Annotated in this window: 18 protein-coding genes and 1 pseudogene; 13 read left to right on the top strand and 6 right to left on the bottom strand. The window is 45.0% G+C overall.

Translation table 11 applies throughout. The annotated features are described in order from the left end of the window. Window position 1 precedes the first annotated feature (1 nt). On the top strand, window positions 2-1,798 hold the full coding sequence (locus tag AC0LWM_RS21175) for an ABC transporter ATP-binding protein (RefSeq protein ID WP_474676978.1): 1,797 nt from the start codon (window positions 2-4) through the stop codon (window positions 1,796-1,798). A 45-nt stretch (window positions 1,799-1,843) separates the two neighbouring features. Next, a complete protein-coding gene (locus AC0LWM_RS21170; RefSeq protein ID WP_474676977.1) occupies window positions 1,844-2,917 on the top strand; it encodes a CHAP domain-containing protein in 1,074 nt (357 codons plus the stop codon). Window positions 2,918-3,315: 398 nt separating this feature from the next. Here AC0LWM_RS21170 and AC0LWM_RS21165 read toward each other — a convergent pair whose 3' ends face one another. Continuing rightward, the gene (locus AC0LWM_RS21165) at window positions 3,316-4,815 is read right to left on the bottom strand and encodes a UDP-N-acetylmuramoyl-L-alanyl-D-glutamate--2,6-diaminopimelate ligase (RefSeq protein ID WP_474676976.1); all 1,500 of its coding nucleotides are present in this window, start codon (window positions 4,813-4,815) and stop codon (window positions 3,316-3,318) included. A 206-nt stretch (window positions 4,816-5,021) separates the two neighbouring features. Here AC0LWM_RS21165 and murI point away from each other — a divergent pair, with 206 nt between their 5' ends. The 3 genes from murI (at window position 5,022) to AC0LWM_RS21150 (ending at window position 8,119) form a co-directional block, all read left to right on the top strand. Next, complete coding sequence (murI, locus tag AC0LWM_RS21160) at window positions 5,022-5,816, top strand: glutamate racemase (RefSeq protein ID WP_474676975.1); 795 nt, start codon at window positions 5,022-5,024, stop codon at window positions 5,814-5,816. 67 nt (window positions 5,817-5,883) lie between these two features. Further along, complete coding sequence (locus AC0LWM_RS21155) at window positions 5,884-6,849, top strand: ADP-ribosylglycohydrolase family protein (protein WP_474676974.1); 966 nt, start codon at window positions 5,884-5,886, stop codon at window positions 6,847-6,849. A 148-nt stretch (window positions 6,850-6,997) separates the two neighbouring features. Next, complete coding sequence (locus AC0LWM_RS21150) at window positions 6,998-8,119, top strand: WG repeat-containing protein (RefSeq protein WP_474676973.1); 1,122 nt, start codon at window positions 6,998-7,000, stop codon at window positions 8,117-8,119. A 100-nt stretch (window positions 8,120-8,219) separates the two neighbouring features. Here the strand turns inward: AC0LWM_RS21150 and AC0LWM_RS21145 are convergent, their stop codons facing one another. Continuing rightward, window positions 8,220-9,098: a helix-turn-helix domain-containing protein gene (locus AC0LWM_RS21145; protein ID WP_474676972.1), complete on the bottom strand. Its 879-nt coding sequence runs from the start codon at window positions 9,096-9,098 to the stop codon at window positions 8,220-8,222. Window positions 9,099-9,218: 120 nt separating this feature from the next. On the opposite strand from AC0LWM_RS21145, the gene AC0LWM_RS21140 reads away from it, so the two are divergent. After that, the gene (locus AC0LWM_RS21140; RefSeq protein ID WP_474676971.1) at window positions 9,219-10,187 is read left to right on the top strand and encodes an alpha-L-fucosidase; all 969 of its coding nucleotides are present in this window, start codon (window positions 9,219-9,221) and stop codon (window positions 10,185-10,187) included. Window positions 10,188-10,308: 121 nt separating this feature from the next. Next, window positions 10,309-10,803, top strand: coding sequence for a shikimate kinase (locus tag AC0LWM_RS21135; RefSeq protein WP_474676970.1), 495 nt, complete (start codon window positions 10,309-10,311; stop codon window positions 10,801-10,803). A 136-nt stretch (window positions 10,804-10,939) separates the two neighbouring features. Here the strand turns inward: AC0LWM_RS21135 and AC0LWM_RS21130 are convergent, their stop codons facing one another. Next, complete coding sequence (locus AC0LWM_RS21130) at window positions 10,940-11,416, bottom strand: nucleoside deaminase (RefSeq protein WP_474676969.1); 477 nt, start codon at window positions 11,414-11,416, stop codon at window positions 10,940-10,942. Window positions 11,417-11,680: 264 nt separating this feature from the next. Here AC0LWM_RS21130 and AC0LWM_RS21125 point away from each other — a divergent pair, with 264 nt between their 5' ends. Beyond that, window positions 11,681-12,346 (top strand): DUF899 domain-containing protein, encoded by a 666-nt coding sequence (locus AC0LWM_RS21125; protein ID WP_474676968.1) that lies wholly within the window; start codon window positions 11,681-11,683, stop codon window positions 12,344-12,346. A gap of 95 nt (window positions 12,347-12,441) precedes the next feature. Here AC0LWM_RS21125 and AC0LWM_RS21120 read toward each other — a convergent pair whose 3' ends face one another. Beyond that, window positions 12,442-13,251: an Hsp33 family molecular chaperone HslO gene (locus AC0LWM_RS21120; RefSeq protein ID WP_474676967.1), complete on the bottom strand. Its 810-nt coding sequence runs from the start codon at window positions 13,249-13,251 to the stop codon at window positions 12,442-12,444. Between the two features lie 114 nt (window positions 13,252-13,365). Here AC0LWM_RS21120 and AC0LWM_RS21115 point away from each other — a divergent pair, with 114 nt between their 5' ends. The 5 genes and pseudogenes from AC0LWM_RS21115 to AC0LWM_RS21095 all read left to right on the top strand — a co-directional run bounded on the left by AC0LWM_RS21115 (window position 13,366) and on the right by AC0LWM_RS21095 (window position 16,531). Next, the gene (locus tag AC0LWM_RS21115; protein WP_474676966.1) at window positions 13,366-14,091 is read left to right on the top strand and encodes a MerR family transcriptional regulator; all 726 of its coding nucleotides are present in this window, start codon (window positions 13,366-13,368) and stop codon (window positions 14,089-14,091) included. 46 nt (window positions 14,092-14,137) lie between these two features. Beyond that, window positions 14,138-14,575, top strand: a pseudogene (locus AC0LWM_RS21110) (acetyltransferase); the annotation flags it as partial. Between the two features lie 18 nt (window positions 14,576-14,593). Further along, a complete protein-coding gene (locus AC0LWM_RS21105; protein WP_474677004.1) occupies window positions 14,594-15,070 on the top strand; it encodes a GNAT family N-acetyltransferase in 477 nt (158 codons plus the stop codon). 50 nt (window positions 15,071-15,120) lie between these two features. After that, window positions 15,121-15,921 (top strand): GNAT family N-acetyltransferase, encoded by an 801-nt coding sequence (locus AC0LWM_RS21100; RefSeq protein ID WP_474676965.1) that lies wholly within the window; start codon window positions 15,121-15,123, stop codon window positions 15,919-15,921. A gap of 124 nt (window positions 15,922-16,045) precedes the next feature. Next, window positions 16,046-16,531 carry a GNAT family N-acetyltransferase gene (locus AC0LWM_RS21095; protein WP_474676964.1) on the top strand — a complete coding sequence of 162 codons (486 nt, stop codon included), beginning with the start codon at window positions 16,046-16,048 and terminating at the stop codon, window positions 16,529-16,531. Window positions 16,532-16,597: 66 nt separating this feature from the next. Here AC0LWM_RS21095 and AC0LWM_RS21090 read toward each other — a convergent pair whose 3' ends face one another. Both AC0LWM_RS21090 and AC0LWM_RS21085 read right to left on the bottom strand, forming a co-directional pair. Then, window positions 16,598-17,296: a class I SAM-dependent methyltransferase gene (locus tag AC0LWM_RS21090; RefSeq protein ID WP_474676963.1), complete on the bottom strand. Its 699-nt coding sequence runs from the start codon at window positions 17,294-17,296 to the stop codon at window positions 16,598-16,600. 126 nt (window positions 17,297-17,422) lie between these two features. Further along, window positions 17,423-18,337 carry a DMT family transporter gene (locus AC0LWM_RS21085; protein WP_474676962.1) on the bottom strand — a complete coding sequence of 305 codons (915 nt, stop codon included), beginning with the start codon at window positions 18,335-18,337 and terminating at the stop codon, window positions 17,423-17,425. Window positions 18,338-18,355 lie beyond the last annotated feature (18 nt).

The raw sequence follows: 18,355 nt of genomic DNA, 5'->3' as shown, positions 1-18,355 counted from the left end.
CTTGAATTCGGTATACCGGAGATGGCGGTATTTCCCAAAGGCAGTGCTGTTTTTATGGAAGCTATCGCGGCGGAAGACGGTATTTTTGCTTGTTATGATTGCGATCACAGGTCTGCTGCCGATACTCGGCATTTACCTGCTGCAGGAGTTGGTTGATGCTGCGGTAGGAGTTATCGAAGGAACGAGATCATTAAGCATGGCGTTCGGATCTTTAGCCATTTTTATCGCAGTCCTGCTGCTTCATTCATGTTTCGAAATGCTGAGCCAATGGTACGGCGCAAATCTGCGCGAACAGATGAAGGTTGGGGCGCAGGAACAATTGCTGTTCAAAGCCAGCCGGCTTTCCCTCGCTCAATTTGAAACTCCCGCCGTATATGATCAACTCCGCCGGGCTCAGCAGGGAGTCGAGCAATCGCTCACGGGAACGATTGAGCATTTGTTTTATGTGCTGCTTCATTGCTTCACAGCCGCGGGGTTGTTGATTTATCTCGGTTCGACCCATGTTATGTTTCCGCTAATTCTTATAGCCGGAGTCATCGTACTGCAAATCGTGCAGCTCCGCTTCAATAGGGCAAAATATCAGCTGGATCAGAAGCATACCCCTTCCGAACGTAAACTGCAATATTTGAGCAGATTGCTTGTGGGAAAACAACCCGCGGCGGAAATCCGCGTATTCGGTTTGCAACCATATTTGTACAAAAAAAGAGAGGCATTGTTTCATCAGATGCGGGACGACCGTCTTGAACTGGCAGCCCATGGACTTCGGCTTCGAATTGTTCCCTCCATCATCGAGCAATGGATGTACGTGCTCGTAATAACCGGCGTTGTTGCTTTTATCGCTGCCGGCAAGCTTTCACTCGGACACTATGCGGCTTTTATCGGCGCGGCGGAGCGGTTTCGAGATTCAACGATGTTGGCGTTCGGGAGCGTGATTGCGCTCGATCACGATTTAAGATACATCGGAGACATGCTGGACTATTTGCAAATTCAAGAGGAGTATCCATCGGGGGAGCATCCGATATGGAATGCTGAAGAAGTTCCGGAAATTAGATTTGAGTCCGTTACTTTTCAATATCCGGGTATTCACGAACCGATCCTTGACGGAATTAGTTTCACGATCCATCCGGGTGAACGGATCGCTCTAGTCGGGATGAACGGAGCAGGGAAGAGCACGTTGGCTAAACTGCTGCTTGGGCTTTACAAGCCAACCTCAGGTTATATTACGATGAATGGACTTAATCTTAGCGAGTTAGATCCGACATGGTGGAGGGCACAAACGGCGGCGGTTTTCCAAGATTACATGAAGTATCAACTGACCGTTCGCGAAAATATTGGTTTCGGAAATCTAGAAGTGATAGATAATGTGAAGCTGATACAGCATGCAGCGACTAAAAGCGGCGCAGACCCGTTCATCCAAACTTTCCAAGGGAAGTACAATACTCATCTTGGCAAAGAATTCGAGGAGCAGGGAGAAGACCTCTCCATTGGCCAGTGGCAGAAGCTGGCGAATTCAAGAGCTTATATCAAAGACGCTTCCGTACTTGTTCTCGACGAGCCGACCTCGGCCTTGGATGCGAAAGCGGAGGTGGACGTTTACCATCATTTTCAGAAAATGGCCGAAAACAAATCCGTATTGTTCATATCACACCGGCTAGGCTACGCAAAGCTTACGGATCGGATTCTCGTGCTGGATTCGGGGAAAATCGTCGAGCAAGGTTCACATGACGAGCTAATTGCAAGGAATGGAGCATATGCTCAGCTTTACAAAGCGCAAGCCAGTTGGTATCAACAAAGTTGAAACAAGAAATAACATTCAAAAATATGGACCAAGGGAGATGAAACTATGAATACCGAGAGAAAGCGTTACGAGAGTATTCGAGTACTTGTACATGAAATGCTGCAAAAGATGGAGAACTCTGGGGAAAAACAGGATGCCTGCGTTTATCTTTACGGAGTTTCGACCTTCGCTTCTATGCTTGCGATAAAGAGAGGACACAATTCGGAACTCGCTGCAATCGCAGGGTTGCTTCACTATTATTACTATTATATAACCGGAATCGGAGAGTTTGCCGGTCCGAACAGCGCAGAGGCCGTGAGACCGATCATCAGAGATATTCAGATTTTTTCGAACGAAGAGATGCTTGTCATCCTTCGGGCAATTTTTTATCAGGATTACCGAAATCAAGTTCATGGACCTTATGAAGAAATCATAAAGGATGCTATTGTACTTCAGCGGTTCTTTCAGACTTCGGGCAGCCAAATCCCCCAATTAGATGCACGAAGACTTCAAAATATTTTAGACGAATTGGCGATCCCGGGTAAATTTGAAGTTTCGAGCAGCGATCAAGCATCGGCACAATGGAATACTGATTTTGGTGACAAACGTCGTAAGTTGGCAGACATCGCAGAAGCGCTCGCAGGGACAAACATAATCGGCATACCGGGAGACGAGCAGTATCGAGAAATCTGCAAGTATTGGCCGGATATCGATATACATAAAGCGCTCCGAGGCGGTTGGTGTGCGGCATTCGTGTTTTACTGCTGCAGGCAGGCCGGAATTCTTTTGCCGATTCGTTATCCGAATGGTGTCTGTCGATTTGCTGGAGTAGGCGCATGGCTAGAATGGGCCCAGTTGCCCGAAACCGGATTTCTCTACTATGATGGACAAGGAGGCTTTACGCCGCAGCGAGGAGACATCGTCATCTATGATAAACTATTGTCCGATGACTCTCATGATCATATCGGGATTGTACTAGATTGTGATGACAAGGAAATATTGGTTGCAGAAGGTAACAGAGATAATATGAACTACTCCAGTGTTTTTCGAAGGGATAGGCAGCATTGCATTCTTGGATATGTTCGTATCGACAATGAATACCTTTTTGAATTTGAAGGTAGTTACAATCCGATTATTTAGTTCCATAGGAGGACTGTTATGCGTAAAGTTTGGGTTTTAAATTGATTTTGCCAAGCATACAAATCGTTTTAACTTTAATTGCTTTCATCATAGACAAGAGTTACAATCATGGATTTGGCGAAGGAACGAACCAAGTAACTGCCAATCTCATCAGTAATATTGAGTTTTTGATTAAATTATTTGCTGGTTATGATGATATCGTAAATTACAATTTTAGGTGGATAACAGCAATATTGGCGATAGGCTTTTGGTATATCGTTGGTTTCATAATTGATAAATTAATAGGAACCATGAAAGTTAAAGCGAAAAATTGGTGAGCGATTTTCTTAGGCGGTTAACGAAGTAAGCGTCAAAAAGCCCACTAACAGAGGAGAGGGACAATTTGACGCTTATTATTTCTACTGCTTCCTGTTGCGAATCGCGACCCTGGCTTCTTCACGATCATCGAAATGGATCGTTTGATCCTTCAGAATTTGATACGTTTCATGGCCTTTTCCTGCGATAAAAACAATATCGCCCGAACGGGCCATTTCGATTGCGCGGGCGATCGCTTGCCTTCGGTCCGCAATCATTTCATAGGAGTCATCAGACATTCCGAACTCCGAGATCCCAAGCTCAATTTCTTTAAGGATTCCTTCCGGCTCTTCCGTACGCGGATTATCGGAAGTGATGATGACATAATCGCTATGTTTCGCGGCCAAGCTTCCCATTACGGGACGTTTGGTTCGATCCCTGTCTCCGCCGCAGCCGAATACCGTAATGATTCTCTGATCTGCGAATTCACGTAAAGTGGACAGCGCATTGTCCAAACTATCCGGGGTATGGGCATAGTCGACAAGCACAAGATAGTCCTGTCCTTCATCGACGACTTCCATTCGACCGGAAACACTGGTCAAACCGATCAACCCTTGTTGTATCCTATCAAGTGGAATTTGTTCGGCAAGAGCTGCCGCAATGGCGGCAAGCGCATTATACACATTAAACGTTCCGACCAGCCTCAGTTCAATCTCGGTATCTCCCGCAAAGGAAAGAAGAGTGAATTTTGTTCCTTTAGAGGTCAATTGAATATTTTTGGCCATTACATTCGCAGGTTGTTGAATCCCGTAAGTAATAACCTGCGAAGCAGTAATTCCACTCAAGTAGGGAGAGGCTTCATCGTCGGCGTTCAATATGGCAAACTTTCGTTTGGAGGGATCCGGCGAAAATGAGTTTCCCATTCCCGAAAAAAGCAAACCTTTTGCCGCGATATAATTTTCCTTCGTCTTGTGGTAATCCAGGTGGTCATGAGTCAAATTTGTAAACACAGCCGTTCTAAACTCACAACCGAGTGCTCTTCCCATATGCAATCCTTGAGAGCTCACTTCCATGACGCAATAATCCGTTGATTGATCCTTCATTTTCCTTAAATTCGACTGCAGCTTCGGAGGTTCCTGAGTATTTATATCCGTTTTATGCAGGGTAGAACCTATCTTCGTGCCGATATTCCCCATTAACCCCGTACGGTACCCGGCCTGAGCCAGGATGGATTCAATCATGTAACTTGTTGTCGTTTTCCCTTTCGTACCCGTCACGCCAATTAGCTTAAGCTCCAGACTTGGATATCCGTAAAAATGCGCGGATAGCAGCGCCAACGCGTATCTGGCATTCGGCACTTTTATTGTCGGCACAGAGACTTCGATTCCTTCACGTTCAATAACAATAGCGGCTGCCCCAGCTATTACTGCATCGTCTATATATTGATGGCGATCTTCCTGTAATCCGGGAATACCGGGTATACATACAAACAGCTCACCCGGCTGCAAATATTTCGAATTCATATTGATCCCAGTTATGTCGATGTCTACATTCCCATGAACTTCAGATATAGTCAGCAGTCCAATGAGTTCTGTTAACTTCAAAAAAATCCCCCCTTAAACGGCATTTGATCTCACACCACTCCATTATATTATATATCCGCCTACGGGATAACATCATTTTCCATATGTGTTCTTTACGCCAACGTAACTTTGGTATAATGAGTAGAGCCCATATATAAGAACCAATGTACTTTTGCATACATAGCGTATTAATTCGATTCTTGGCAACGAGGGATGGTGTTTACATCGTGAAGATAGGATTTTTCGATTCGGGGGTAGGTGGACTTACTGTCCTTTATGAAGCCCTTAAGCTGTTACCGAAGGAAGATTATATTTTTTATGCGGATACGGATCATGTTCCGTACGGTGAGAAGCCGAAGGAAGAGGTCAAACAATATGTTACTGAAGCTATCGAATTTATTGCTCGGCAAGGCGTGAAAGCGATCGTTATTGCCTGCAATACTGCAACAAGCATTGTGATCGAGGAGCTGCGTCATAAGTATAATTTCCCTATATTAGGCATAGAGCCAGCCGTGAAACCCGCCGTTCGGGAAAGTAAGAAACGGCAAAAGAAGGTTTTGGTTCTAGCCACACGACTTACACTTCAAGAGGAAAAATATAAAAGTCTCGTAAGTAGTCTTGACGGTGGAGATATGGTCGAAAGCCTGCCTCTTCCCGGACTTGTGGAAATGGCGGAAAAACTTGATTTTGTGGAAGAAGCGGTTCTGTCGTACTTGCGGGATCAACTGAGGGGTATCGATTTAGAGCAGTATGGATCTGTCGTTTTGGGGTGCACGCATTTCCCGTATTTTCGGGGCGGAATCCGAAGTGTTATCGGTAAACAAGCTGAACTCATTGACGGAAGTGTCGGCACTGTTAAACAACTGCAGCGATTATTAGGTGACCGTGTAGAAGAAGGAAATGGCACGATTATGTTCTATGAGTCCGGTCGTCTTATTCAAGACGCCGAGTCAAGCAAATATCGATTTTTGCTAGAGTATTTGGAGATGGATGATTATTTCTTAAATGTAACGATAAGCTAAATCTTTTGCGCCGTATATATTTATTTATGCTAAAATAAGGTAAATGGGTTAAAGGGTGGTTGAAAAGTTGGAGAATACCTTACAACGAATCATTGCTTCTTTAAAAGGTTTGGCAACGGGGGATGCGATCGGTAAGCAAACGGAATCGTTACAGTATGAGGATATCAAAAAATGGTTCCCAGAAGGTATTAGCGGCTTTCACGGAGAAATTGGCAGCATCATGCCCCGATATGAGGGCAGGCATTATCTCTGGAGATTCGGCGAGACAACGGATGATACCGAACAGACAATCTCCATTGCCCGGGTCATAGCACAAGACGGTAAAATTACGCATACATCTGTTGGGCAAGAATTAATGCTTTGCAAAAAATCCAATCGCCCTACTTTACTTCTAGGGAAATTCCAACAGATGGGTGACCCGGCACGAGTGGCATTTGAAGGTGATGGATGCGGAGCGGCAATGCGTTCTGCACCAATTGGTTACTTGTTCTCGACTCGGAGATTGGATGAACTCGTTTCAAGTGTTTTTGAGGCGAGCATTCCCACACACGGGGGAAGGATTGCGATATGCGGTGCTAGTGCAATAGCTGTAGCAGTTTCGGCTGCAATTGATCGGAAAAATCCTTCTGAGATACTGCAATATGCTGTTCGAGGAGCTAGATTAGCAGAAAAATATCGGCCCGCCAATTCTGAAGAAGATGTAGCCGATTTAATTATACGTGTATATGAAGAACTTTCAAGCCGGGGGACCTTATCCTTAGAGGATATTAAAGATAAATACATGCCCTGGAAGACTCCAAACATCGTTGCGTTAGCAATAAACCTCGCAGTTATCACCCAATCAGCAGAGAAAACAACTTTATTCGCCGCTAATTTAGGCGGTGACACGGATTCTGTAGCCTCAATGGGGGCAGCTATTGCTGGAGCAATGTCCCCTCAAAGTGTAAATGAAAGATGGTATCAAGCAGTAGAAGAGGTCAATGGAAATGAGCTTCTTCAATTAGCCCCCAAAATTGCTCATCTTCGCATTTAGTAGAGAAAATATATTAGTAAAATTAGCGGCAGTTCACGACTGCTGCTATCCGGCAACATCTTTTGTCTGAAAATTCAATATTCCGTGTTTGCCATATGAGAGCTGATAAATTGCTATCAAATCAATTTAGGAATTAGGAGGACGAAACATGACGAATTGCATGAAATACATTGTTAAAACGTTAGTAGAACCAACGCTTGATTACGAACTTGTAAAGGGGTTTCGAGAAGGGCTTGCGGCGGTGAGAAACAACTTCGACGAAAAAAAATGGGGATTCATAGACAAGACAGGTAAGGTCGTAATACCGGTAGAGCTGTATGACGGCCACACGGAGTCATCGCTGCCGCGGATACAGTATATTTTCAGCGAAGGGCTTTCCGCAATCCTGAAAGACGGCAAATGCGGATATATGGACCAAACAGGAAACATAGTCATATCGCCGGAATATGAGTATGCATGCCGGTTCAGCGAAGGGCTTGCAGGAGTTCGAAAAGACGGTAAATGGGGCTTTATAGATAAATCCGGCAAAACAGTCATACCATTTGAATATGACTGCGCAAATCCATTCAACGAAATGCTATTCAACGAAGGGCTTGCGGCGGTTCGAAAAGACGGCAAATTCGGCTATATAGACAAAACAGGCGAAGCGGTTATACCGTTTGGACTGAACTATGATTTTGTAGACAGTTTTCAAGAAGAACGTGCAAGAGTAATGACAGGCAACGGTGTATTTATGCCGAATATACCGCGGTTGGAAGATGAAACTTATGAAGAACACTCCAAGAGAGCTTTTACGGTGCTTGAGGAAGCAACTAAGAACGATAGATGGGGATTTATCGACAGAACAGGCAATCTCCAGATCCCTTTGGAATATTCGGGATGTCACCGTTTTTCTGAAGGTTTTGCGGTTTCGGTAAAAGATGATCACATATGGAGCCATATAGATAAGATGGGAAATACACCTTTCCAGGCACATTTTGAAATCTTAGGTTCATTCCATGGAGGACTCGCGGCCGCGATAAAAGGCAGCAAATGGGGCTTCATAGGCAAAAATGGCGAGATCGTAATACCGTTCTCATATGATTGTGTATATTATTTCAGCGAAGGGCTTGCGGCAGTAAACATGAATGATAAATGGGGGTATATTGACAAGACCGGTAATGTCGTTATCCCGCTTGAATATCATTGTGTGTGTCCTGTATCTGAAGGTCTTGCAGTAGTAAGCAAAGACGACAAGTGGGGCATATTACAAATTGAAGAGAATGATTAAATTAGATCGGTGAACCAAAATAGCGAATTCGAAAGTGGAGTAGCATGCCGTGGCAGCTGCTCCATTTTTTGTGCACGAACTACATCCTTTGGCTTCGGCACTAATCCACACGAAACACCTGATATTGCTTCCGGTATTCTCCGGGTGTGAACGAAGTTTGCCGCTTGAACAGACGGATAAAATAAGTGTTATCCTGAAAGCCGCATTGTTCGCCGATTTTGTTCAGGGGCAGCTCCGAATGAGCGAGCAGACGTTTTGCCCGGTCAATCTGCAAATGATGCCTGTATTGCAGCGGACTCATCCCCGAATATTGCTTCAAGCATCGCGCCAAATAATCGAAATGATAATGCAAATCGCGCTCCATTTGAGCGGAGTCGAAGGGGAGCTCTAAGCGGCTCGCCAAGTAAGCAGCCACCTTCTCGCCAAGGAAATAAGATCGAGCTTGTGGGCTGCTTTTTCTCATCCCGTTTTGCAATTGGATAAGAAGCTGGCCGAACAAAACATGAAGCTCGAAGGAACGGTACTGTGTAAGCACGCTGTGCAGCTTCATCATTTCTTCCAAATGTGGGACGATCGTTCGCATATCTACTTTGGCGAATTTAGGAAGATCGATCATGGCCGGATGGGCTTCAGTATCCTGATCCGTCGCCTTCAACAGCGGTTGCTGCCAGTTGTTTTTCTCCACCAGCAGCGGCCCAGAGGTAAGCGAGTATTGAAAATGAATCCAATACACCTCGGTTTCCGTCTCTGTCGGACGGTAGCCGCGATGTTTTTTTCCCGGTTCAAGGATCAGCATCATGCCTTCCTCGATCTCGTATTTCACCCCGTTCTCCTCCATATTCAACGTACCTTTGATGCAAAAAATCATATCAAAAACGCCAAATTGGCGTTCAGCATGTACTACGCCCGGCGGCCACAACGTATAACCGATCGTGGCCAGCAGAGGAAACGGGGGAACCTGCAATTCAAGTACGAGCATACGATCACCTTTTACACATGATGTAGAAATTGTACTATAGAAAGTCGCCATTGTCAGCTGTATCAAGGAAAGCAATTCGATACAGTAGTAGATATCCTATGATTCCAGGAGGTCTATTATATGAACAATCAAGATTTAGTACAGAGGCAGCAATGGTTTGTCAATCAAAGATTCGGGATGTTCATTCACTTCAATAGCGCTACGTTTCAGTTTGCCGATACTGAAATCCAAGATTGGGAATATGATCATGAAAATCATGATGAGCCTCGCAGATTCGTATTTGACCCGAAGGACTGGAACCCGGTCCGGCTGGACTGCGCTCAATGGGCGAAAGCCGCTAAATCCGCAGGCATGAAATTTGCCGCTCTGACGGCGAAGCATCACGAAGGATTCAGCTTATGGCCGACCCGATACACGGAGCATTGCATCAAGAATGCAACCAATCCAAGGGATGTCGTGAAGGAGTATCTTGAGGCGTTCAGACAGGAAGGGATTGAAGCAGGGCTGTATTTCTCCATGTTGGACTTGCATCATAAGATCGGCCGGAAAAAGTGCACCCCGGAAGACAAACAATTTATTAAAAACCAGCTCGAAGAGCTGCTGACAGGATACGGCGATATTCCGTTCCTGATCATCGACGGCTGGAACGCTCATTGGGGCGGTCCTAATTATGAGGATCTTCCTTTTGAAGAAATCGATGAATGGGTCAAGCGGCTTCAGCCGCATTGTTTGCTGATGAATATTAGCTGCGAATCCAATCTGAATCATACTGATGTTGTTTTTTATGAAAATGCTGCCGGTCAAGAGGTGGAAGACTCGTTTGCCGGTCCTGGCGCAAGCTGCAATATTTTGACGAAAACTTGGTTTTGGAGAACAACGGATCCGGCGATGGAGCTTCGAACTGCGGACTGGGTGCTGGATAAAGTCGATGATGCGTACAAGCATAACGTCACGTTTTTATTGAACGGAGCACCGAATCAGCAAGGATTGTTGGACGCCAATGTTTTGGACCGTTTTCAAGAAATCGGAGAACGCTACAGGAAACCTGCAGATCTCATGACAATTCCCGAGAACTGGTTACTTAGATAGTAATCTAGTAATCTTCATTTTGCCTTTGCAATGCAGGGAATTGAGTGGTTTTTACCGAATATTTTACAGGATAGAATGGGATGACGTCCCGATAACTTCTTATGCAAAAGTGAGGAAGAATATGAATATAGTTCTTATTGGTATGTCTGGAGCTGGCAAAAGCACTTTAGGCGTGCTGCTTGCAAAAGCTTTAGGAATGGAATTCGTGGATATTGATATTATTATACAGCAACATGAAGGTAGGTTGCTGCAAGATATTATTGATCAAGATGGAAACGAAAGATTTATGGAAATCGAAGAAAAAGTCGTATCAGAATTGCAGCTGAAAAATAGCATTATATCAACAGGCGGAAGTGTTATCTATTCAAAAAAATCTATGAATGTACTTAAACAGGGTGGGCATATTATTTATTTACATGTCCCCTATGAGGAAATTGAAAAGAGACTAATAAACATAACAACCAGAGGCATTGTCATGAAGAAAGGAAATAGTCTTAAGGATGTTTATGAGGAAAGAGTTCCCCTATACATGAAGTATAGTGATAGCACTCTTGACTGCTCAAATAAGGAAATTGAACGTTGTGTTGTTGAAATTATTGAGATCATAGAACGTTAGTTAACAAAATCAGACCTTTACTGAGCTGCGGGACAACTTCAGAGCAAAGTGTCTATAACTGAAATGAAAAAGGGTATCCCCCAAGGATACCCTTTTTGCTTAAGCTGAAACCTAACGTCAGACCTTATTGCGGAGCTTACCTTTTGTAAAACTGACGATGGAGTTCCCGAACTTGTTCGGCGAGTTCAGGAACAGGGCCGTCGATTGTAGTATCACGAATCACTTCTTGGATTGCAAGATTACGAACGCGCGATGGGGCAACCCCCATTTCACTCAGCCATTGTGCCAGCTGTTCGGAGGAACTCGCGTAAACAATCCGGCCTAAACCAACCCAGCCGTGTGCCGCAGCGCACATAGGGCAATGTTCACCCGAAGTATAGACCGTCGCTTTGCTTCGTTCTTCCGTTGACATATTGCCCGCCGCCCAACGCGCCAATGCAAATTCTGGATGCTGGGTATGGTCGCCGCCGGCAACATGGTTGTGGTCTTCCGCGAGCACATCTCCGTTGGCTGATACAAGGACGGAACCGAACGGCTCATCACCAACCTCCAGAGCAGCCTTTGCAAGTTCAATACAGCGTCGCAGATGCTTCAGATCCGTATCATTTATCATGATTGAACCTCCTCATCTTTTCGTTAACAAGCAGGCTACATCCGTCACATTTTCTGCCCCTGCTTTGTTTTTCGTTCTATTCAAATATACTAACATGAAGACAACTAGATGAAAAATATATTAATTATAGGTATCACTTACGTTTTTCATATATTTCTTCATTAAATGATTGGATATCCGGGTTTAAATGCGCAATTGGTAAGAAATCATAAAAAGTCAAGCATGCTAGGATATAAAGGAATACAAATTTCAAGGAGGAAACAAATGGCGACGAATAAAATGGCACGACCGCAAGTCGTTTCAGAACAAGAGTGGCAAGCTGCTCGCGAAAAGCTACTCGTCAAAGAAAAGGAACTCACTCGCGCGTTGGATGCGCTGGCTGCAGAGCGTCGAAGATTGCCAATGGTACGGATCGACAAAGATTACGCCTTCGAGGGTCCGAACGGTTCGGCGAGTTTGCTTGATCTTTTCGACGGACGTCGCCAGCTCATCGTCTACCACTTCATGATGGCTCCCGGCTCCGATCACCGTTGCCCAGGCTGCTCGTCTTTCATAGACAATATCGGCCATCTTGCCCATCTACATGCCCGCGATACGACCTTCATTCTGGTCTCACCCGCACCACTGGCGCAGATTGAACCTTACAAGGCGCGTATGGGCTGGAGAGTGCCTTGGTTCTCATCGAACGGCAATAATTTCAACGTCGATTGCAGTGCGGGCAACGGATTCGGCCTAAGTGTCTTTCTTCGTGAAGAAAACAAAGTCTTTCGCACCTATTATACGACAGCTCGCGGCGTCGATAGGATCCGGGCTGATTTCAATTTACTCGACCTTACACCATTCGGCCGCCAGGAAGACTGGGAGGATTCACCTGAAGGATGGCCGCAAACCCCGGCATATGCTTGGTGGCGCCTACACGACGAATATTAAGTAAGGGAACATTCCGATGAATTAGACCAGGTCGCTCAATAGCGGTCCGGTCTTTTTTGGCGTATAATGGTATTGCTTTGCTACTATTACGATGTTTATGATATGCCTGCAATTTCATCCGGTTGAAACGGATAGGCCTTCCCGCATATATGGCATACGATTTCGATTGAACGGCCTGCAACGTATGCAAAAGTCAGCTCTTCCTTGTCCAAAGCACGTAGCATCGGAATCAGCATTTCCTTGGAGCAGCCACAGAACAATCGAATGGGCTCCTTGCCCACAGCATGCATGTCTTCAAAATTCGATAGAAGCAATTCGTTCTTGATGTGATCAATCAACTCGATCGGTGCTCCCGGAAGCAGTTGAGCCATGGCGCCACGGCTTCGGACGATGTGTCCCGATTCATCCATTTCGATCGATAAAGAAAAGAAGGTGGGCGTTTGCTCGCTTTGCTGAAAATAATACGATAGATCGTCGACGATATTTCCGTAAGGCATATCGGTGATTCCGGTAAACGTGCCGTGCATGCCGATATCCTTCGTAATTTGCAGGCATCCTCTAGAGCCTATCAATTGCTCGAGCGTGATATGGTCCAGAAGCTCCGGAGGTGCGTTCAATAGTTCATCGCTGATATAGCCACGCACATTACCCCAAGAATCTGCATCTGCGAAAACTTTGTAATCCCGGTGGCCGGTTTTTATTTTCAAACTGATTCGCTGATTGTCCTTCAAAATTCCAGTAAGCAGACTCGCGGCGGAGATTGTTCTGCCCAATGCAATTCGCAGTATCGGGTGCATCGGACGCCGATTGCATGCAGCCGTGACGAGCTCCGTATTTTCAATCAATAGAATGCGGGCTTGATCGCCATAGGCCAGAGCTTTGACCAAATAATTATCTTCATACATGATGTTCCGTTCCAGCTTTCTTCATAAATTTGTATTTTCCCGGGATAAAATTGAGTATAATTCCTGACGTTACGTTAGGTTCAAGAAGTAATAGCCAATGGAGGTGAAAGCATCGTGAACGTCAATTGGAAGGTAGGAGAGCTCGCCAAACGTACGGGTACGACAGTTCGAACGCTCCATCACTATGACCGGATCGGGTTGTTATCCCCCTCTCGGACGACCGAATCCGGACACCGTTTGTATACGGATGCCGACGTCGTGAAGCTGCATCACATTTTATCACTGAAAAATTTAGGCTTTGCTCTTGAAGAAATCAAAGAAATGATTCATAATCCGTCTTTCCGTCCGGAGGAGATGCTTGAGTTGCAGCTTTCCCGCTTGAACAAACAAATCGGCATACTGACAGAACTGAAAGATCGTGTGCAGTACATGCTGGATCGGTTTCATTCGGGTCAGCCGATACCCGGCGAACGGTTTATGCTCGTGATGCAAATGATGAGGATGATGCAAAGCCCTCATTTTTCGAAGGGACTTGCTGATGAGCTGGAAAGGTGGAGCAAGCGGCTTGGACCGGACGAGCTGGAGAACATCCATGAGGAAGGGCAGATTCTGTTAAACGAATTTCGCAGCTGTCTAAACGGGGGAAAGCCGCCGGATGACCCGGAAGTTGCCGAATTGGCCAGGCGCTGGCAGGCGAAGATGGATGCTTACGCCCCTGCGAGTAAAACCTTTGTTCAGGCAGCAGAACGTTATTATGGCGAGAATCCGGAAGACGCTGCTGCACATGGTATGGACAGCGGCCTTTACACTTATATCAAGACGGCCGTATCTTTGATTTAAGTCGTTAAGATAAATAAATTAAGTAGTAGACAACGGAGGATGAATAATGTCTAACGGAATTGTAGCTTATCAAGATCAAGATCATGATCGATTAGTGGATATATGGCATAAAGCAGTGGTCCATACCCACACATTCTTGACAGATAAGGATATTGAATTTTATCATGACATGGTTAAAAACGGAGCGCTCAAAGAAGTAGAGATATGGCAGGAAGTTAATGAAAATGCAGAACCTACAGGGTTTATTGGGCTTGACGGAACCAAGATCGAAATGTTGTTCGTAGACCCCAAATACCATGGAAAGGGCGTAGGGAGCAGATTAATTCATCATGCCGTGAAAATAAAGGGTAGAAATCTACAAGTGGATGTTAATGAGCAAAATGACGGGGCGTACGCATTTTACAAAAAGCTCGGATTTGTTCAGGTTGGTCGATCAGAACTAGACAACTCAGGTCAACCATTCCCCCTGCTTCATTTGGAGTTAATAAGTGGCGGATCTAAAATGGATATCAGAAAGTTCACGGATACGGATATCAATCAAATTGTCTCTTTATTCTACGAAACCGTACATTCAGTAAACAAACGGGATTACACGCAAGAGCAACTTGATGCTTGGGCTCCCAAAGACGAAGAGACGATCAAACTGAATACTTGGAAAGACTCTCTCAGTCGCAATGTCACATATGTTGCGGAAATCAATGGTATAATCGTCGGTTTTTCTGACATGACTCCATACGGTCACTTAGATAGACTTTTCGTTCACAAGGATTTTCAGGGACAAGGTATTGCTTCTGCATTGGTACATAAACTTGAACTTGAAGCAAGAGGACGAGGTCTTAAAGAAATGGATACAGAGGCAAGTATAACGGCTAGACCGTTTTTTGAACGTCAAGGATTTCGAGTAGTTCAATCGCAGGAAGTTGAGCGCAAAGGTGTTAAGTTAGTTAATTTCAAGATGGTTAAAAATTTGTTACTTTAACGAATACCCCATCAATTTTATCGCAGCACAGGAAGTAAGGGGGGCATTGCATGCATGAATTACACCGGGAGGCTTTTTATCAAGTAAAACCACTACTAAACGGCGGCCATCTACATCCAGAAATTGTTTCCATTATCGAGGGCAATAATCCTGGTTGGATATTTGCCGATCAAATTGACCAACCAAGGAGTGCATTAGTGTGGAGCAAGGGGATTCTAGGGTTTTACTTCATTGGAGATCATACCAATCCAGCATTTATCAAATCATTGGATGGTTTTATATCAAGCAGCATAGTACCGAGGATGAGAGAACAGGGGTTAGACCGTTTTGAAGTTTCAGGCCATCACAATCAATGGGACCTGCAATCGATATTTTCCACAAGGGACCTGCACCAATTCGAACAAATGGTATTCAAGTTATTTCATAAGCCCCCTGTATCCGAAGCTAAGAGGTTCAAAATAATGAATCTAAGATCAGATGAATGGGAAGATCAAGAATTTAGTAATTTGGAATTTGTAAAAGACCATATTCTTCAATTTTGGTCAACCATAGATGACTTTTCGCATAAAGGATTCGGTTTTGCCGCAGTTCAAGGATCGGAGATCATTGGCTTGAGTTATTCTAGTTTTGTTACAGAAGACACGCATGCAATCGGAATTGAGACCCTCCCCAATTATCAGAATAAGGGAGTAGGAACTCATTTAGCAAACATGCTCGTAGAGGAGATCTTTGCTAATGGATTTACCCCTTACTGGGATTGTTCATTGGATAACGTAGCGTCGAAAAAATTGGCGCAACGACTGGGATTCCAGCAGGTTCATCAATACAAGTGCGTTAGCTTTTCGGTATGAGCAAGCTATTAGCGCGCTTAGCCCATTGCCGGCAGTGAAGTTCAATTAATTTGTTTTCTACACACTTTCTTAGATGGTTCGATGATACAATTTGCATATCTCAAAAGTGGATGGGTGATATCGGATGAATATTCAACTTGTACTAGTGACCTACGATAAAAAAGAAACCTTACGAAATCTAGTAGAGCTTTATATGTATGAATTGAGTCTGTACCTAGATACTATCGAAATCAACGAATTCGGTCTATTCGGCTATCGCTATTTGGACCATTACTGGACGGAACAAGAACGTCATCCTTTCTTTATTTATGCCGAAGGAAAATTAGCAGGCTTTGTTTTTGTTAGAGAGTTTGAGCGGCTTGAAGGAGTAGGAATTAAATGGCTAATATCAGAGTTCTTTATCTTAAGAAAGCATCAGAAACAAGGGATCGGTCGATTAGCTGCTTATCAAATTTTTGACAAGTTCAAGGGAAAATGGATTGTTGCGCAAATCGAGAGCAATATTCCTTCTATATTGTTCTGGGAACAGGTTATTTCCGAATATACCAAAGGACAATATACGAAAACAAATCTGGGAAAACAACCCGCATACGAATTTGAATCAATTTGAAATGCCGGCGCCGATTTAGATATTGCCAAGATAAAAAGCCGCGTAAAACGCGGCTTTGCGGGAGCACTATAACCCCGATTTTGAAATCAGTTCCTTTATGAAACGATCGTTGTCATCCGTTTTCGGCAATAATATGCCAAGTCCATGATGCGGTACAATTCGATGCAAGCTGATCTCCAGCTCCGTTTCTTTTAAGAAATCCTCTATGGCGGTTAATATCCCGTTTCTCTCGCCATGCTCGTAAATTGCATGAAAGGATCCTCCGTTAACTCCACCCTCGACCAATTCGGATCTACCGGGAACTACGCCCATCCTCGCATTTGGCTTTCTGAATTGTTCCGGGATTGTTTCCGGATAATAATACATGTCTCTTCTACCGTACGGCCATTCCGTATCGTGACAAAGCACGACCGGGAATTTACTCCCTCTTTGTCTGGCCATCGTCTCAATCGTCTTGAGTTCATGATATACCGTATACCAGTTGTGATCGCCGTCAATAAGCACAAAATCGTATTCGTCGAACTGCGGCAACACATTCAAGCTATAATCGTTGAACGTATGAAATTTGTTTCCATAAGCGGCCTGCAATGCGTGTACGTCAAATGCGGGAGCAGGGTCAATCACGAAAATCTCTTCATTGCCATGTTTAAATTGTTCCAATAATTTTGTCGTTACTTGCCCATATAACGCGCCGATTTCCACAATTCTTTTCGGTCTGAATTTAAGAAGCAACGGCAAAATGATCTCGTGCCAAAAAATATTCATAGGTCGCATTACCTCCCTCACACGGAACTCTTTTTCATAAGATGTCGGACAAGTTGAATATGCTACAGGCAAATGATAGAAACGTCAAAGCATAGTATGAAAATGTTCGTTTTACACGGATAAAGCTTATTGAATCGGCATGGTTCTTTTGCGATCGGCCAGTTGGCGCAAGTGATCCAGGTTAACCAGAACGATACCGACGATTATCGTTATACCCCCGACCACCGATACCAAATAAAGCGGCTCATGATAGAAGACGACGCCGAGAGCAAGGGCAATCAATGGCGAAATATAGAGCCACGTGGACGGAAAGACGGGGTTCGTCTTGGCGATAAGCCAGTAGAATATCGTGTGCCCCATCATCGAACCTGCAACGATCAAATAAACCAGCGACAAAATCGCATTGGGGGCAAGCATGGACTTGAGGTCCGGCTTCTCCGCAACCATCGACAAAACGAGAAGCATCGCTCCGCCGTACATCATTTGAGCGGCGTTCAAGGCGATGGGAGACGTGTCTGAGAACCGCTGCACGACCCTGCGGGAATATACGGCGCCGGCGGAATAAAACACTTGGCCGATCAAAACAGCGGCGCAGCCCAGCATCCACAGCTTGCTGTACGTAGCAATGGTGCCGGGCAGAAGCAGCAGCACGACGCCGGCCGTTCCGGCGAGACAACCCGTCCATGAGCGGACGGAGAGCTTTTGGCGTGTTATGCCGGTTTGCAGCAGCAGAATCATAAGCGGAGCCGTTGCCGACAATACCGCGGCAATGCCGGAGCTCAAGTACTGCTCGGCCCAATACAATGTTGAAAACACGCCGAAGGTCAAACAGGTACCGGTAAGAAGCATCTCTTTGCGAAGAATAAGCGAAAACCTCGCCTTTTTTTTCCATACCATCCACAGAAATAAAATGCCTCCCGCGAGAAAAAAACGGATGCCTGCGGAGAAAAACGGCGGCGCCCCTGCATCCACCCCCATTTTGACAGCCAAAAACGTTGTCCCGAAAATCAAGCACATGACGATGTAATTGAAAATAACCATGTTGCAATTCCTCCTTGT

This window comes from Paenibacillus sp. sgz302148 (assembly GCF_056120465.1).
This window is presented reverse-complemented; position numbering and strand designations above follow the sequence as displayed.

What these genes read in the sequence shown, in the direction of transcription:
- AC0LWM_RS21100 (WP_474676965.1), top strand. Translation starts at nt 15,121, where the DNA reads ATGCATGAATTACACCGGGAGGCTTTTTATCAAGTAAAACCACTACTA.
- AC0LWM_RS21095 (WP_474676964.1), top strand. Translation starts at nt 16,046, where the DNA reads ATGAATATTCAACTTGTACTAGTGACCTACGATAAAAAAGAAACCTTA.
- AC0LWM_RS21170 (WP_474676977.1), top strand. Translation starts at nt 1,844, where the DNA reads ATGAATACCGAGAGAAAGCGTTACGAGAGTATTCGAGTACTTGTACAT.
- AC0LWM_RS21145 (WP_474676972.1), bottom strand. Translation starts at nt 9,098, where the DNA reads ATGCTCGTACTTGAATTGCAGGTTCCCCCGTTTCCTCTGCTGGCCACG.
- AC0LWM_RS21085 (WP_474676962.1), bottom strand. Translation starts at nt 18,337, where the DNA reads ATGGTTATTTTCAATTACATCGTCATGTGCTTGATTTTCGGGACAACG.
- AC0LWM_RS21105 (WP_474677004.1), top strand. Translation starts at nt 14,594, where the DNA reads ATGGATATCAGAAAGTTCACGGATACGGATATCAATCAAATTGTCTCT.
- AC0LWM_RS21150 (WP_474676973.1), top strand. Translation starts at nt 6,998, where the DNA reads ATGACGAATTGCATGAAATACATTGTTAAAACGTTAGTAGAACCAACG.
- AC0LWM_RS21140 (WP_474676971.1), top strand. Translation starts at nt 9,219, where the DNA reads ATGAACAATCAAGATTTAGTACAGAGGCAGCAATGGTTTGTCAATCAA.
- AC0LWM_RS21120 (WP_474676967.1), bottom strand. Translation starts at nt 13,251, where the DNA reads ATGTATGAAGATAATTATTTGGTCAAAGCTCTGGCCTATGGCGATCAA.
- AC0LWM_RS21130 (WP_474676969.1), bottom strand. Translation starts at nt 11,416, where the DNA reads ATGATAAATGATACGGATCTGAAGCATCTGCGACGCTGTATTGAACTT.
- AC0LWM_RS21125 (WP_474676968.1), top strand. Translation starts at nt 11,681, where the DNA reads ATGGCGACGAATAAAATGGCACGACCGCAAGTCGTTTCAGAACAAGAG.
- AC0LWM_RS21090 (WP_474676963.1), bottom strand. Translation starts at nt 17,296, where the DNA reads ATGAATATTTTTTGGCACGAGATCATTTTGCCGTTGCTTCTTAAATTC.
- AC0LWM_RS21135 (WP_474676970.1), top strand. Translation starts at nt 10,309, where the DNA reads ATGAATATAGTTCTTATTGGTATGTCTGGAGCTGGCAAAAGCACTTTA.